Raw genomic sequence first — 1,956 nt, 5'->3', positions numbered from 1 at the left:
GTCAACATCCACCCCGGCATCACGCGCGAAGGCTCGCCGCACCAGCGGCGCGGCGCCTGGGCCACGCTCGATGCGCTGCACGGCGCACGGGGCGAGCGCATCGACTGGCGCACGCTCCAGCGCACGCCGGCCGAGCCGGTGCGGCAGACCGGCGCGTCGTTCCACTACGTCGACAACGGCATCGATTCCGGCGAGGTGATCGTCGACGTGCTGGCCACCGGGATCGACCCGGCCGACACCATCCTCGAGCTGCGCTGGAACAACTTCAACCACAGCCTGTTCCCGGCGCTGCAGCAGGGGCTGGCGGCGCTCGCGGCGCGATGAAACTTTCTTCCTGATCGGACCCACCCATGCATGCATCGATACGTGGCGCGCTGATCGGCGCGCTGGCCTTGCTGATCACCGGCGCCCAGGCGCGCGGCCCGGCGCTGGCCGGCGTCGAGATCCGCCGCACCAGCGACGACATCCCGCACCTGCGCGCCGCGAACTGGCGCGATCTCGGCACCGGCATCGGCTACGTGCAGGCGCAGGACGCGCTGTGCACGCTGGCCGAAGGCTTCGTCACCTGGCGCGGCGAGCGGTCGCTGTTCTTCGGTGCCGACGCGCGGCCGGCGCACCATTCCACCTTCGGCAAGCCGCTGAACCTGGAGCTGGATTTCTTCTTCCGTGGCTTCGCCGACGACGCGATGCTCGCGCGCGCCCGGGCCGCGCAGCCGCGCGACCTGCTGGATGCCRCCGACGGCTTTGCGCGCGGCTACAACCGCTACCTGGCCGAAGCGCGCCGCGGCGGCGCACCGGCTCGCCAGGCCTGCTTGCACGAACCATGGGTGCGCGAGATCAACGCCGACGACATCCTGCGGCGCTTCTACGGGGCACAGGTCGCCGCCGGCTGGTCGCGCTTCATCCCGGAGATCGTCAACGCGCGGCCCGCGGCACCGCCTGCAGCGGTCGGCGATGCGACGCGCTGGCCGCGCCAGCAGGTCGGCGATCACCCGGCGCTCGGCAGCAACATGCTGGCCTTCGGCCGTGCGGCCACCGGCGAATCGGGCGGCGTGCTGTTCGGCAACCCGCACTGGTACTGGGGCGGGCCCGACCGCTTCTACCAGATGCACCTGACGATCCCCGGCCGCGTCGACGTGGCCGGCGTCGCCTTTCTGGGCGTGCCGCTGGTGATGATCGGCTTCAACGACAGCATTGCCTGGAGCCACACGGTGTCGGCGGCACGGCGCTTCGGTCTGTTCGACCTGACGCTCGACCCGGCCGACCCGACGCGCTACCTGGTCGACGGCCGCAGCGAGCTGATGCAGCGGCGCGAGGTGACGGTGGACACCCGCGCTGCCGATGGCAGCGTGCAACGCGTGACGCGCACGCTGTACGCCAGCCGCTTCGGCCCGATCGTCGATCTCGGAAAGCGCGCCGCGCCGTTCGGCTGGGGCACGGCGCATGCGATCGCGATGCGCGACGTGAACGGCGAGAACTTCCGCGTGTTCCGCACCTTCTTCGCCTGGAACCAGGCGCGCTCGCTGGACGACTTCATCGCGATCCAGAAGCGCGAGGACGGCATGCCCTGGGTCAACACCGCGGCGATCGGGCGCGGCGACGGCCGGGCCTGGCTGGGCGACGTGGGTGCCGTGCCGAACGTGCCCGACGCGCTGCGCGCCGCGTGCAGCACCCCGCTGGCGCAGGGCTTTGCCGGTGTCGACCCGGTGACGCCGTTTCTCGACGGCAGCCGTGCCGCCTGCGACTGGCGCAGCGATGCGGCCGCGGTGCAGCCGGGCACGATGCCGGTGTCGCAGATGCCGGGCCTGCTGCGCGAGGACTACGTGGCCAACATGAACGACAGCTACTGGCTCTCGAACCCGAAGCAGCCGCTGGAGGGCTTCGCGACAGTGCTGGGTGGCGAGCGGCAGGCGTTGTCGCTGCGCGGGCGGCTGGGGCACCGCATCGCGCAGGAGC

The 1,956-nt window shown here is 71.9% G+C and carries 1 protein-coding gene and 1 pseudogene; both read left to right on the top strand.

The genetic code is table 11. The features are described 5' to 3' along the window. A pseudogene (locus tag AC1D01_RS32400) lies at positions 1–324 on the top strand (N(5)-hydroxyornithine transformylase PvdF); the annotation flags it as partial. 26 nt (positions 325–350) lie between these two features. Then, a partial coding sequence (locus AC1D01_RS32395) for a penicillin acylase family protein (RefSeq protein WP_477873604.1) occupies positions 351–1,956 on the top strand: 1,606 nt, incomplete at its 3' end.

This window comes from Rhizobacter sp. P3_B12 (assembly GCF_056402895.1).
This window is presented reverse-complemented; position numbering and strand designations above follow the sequence as displayed.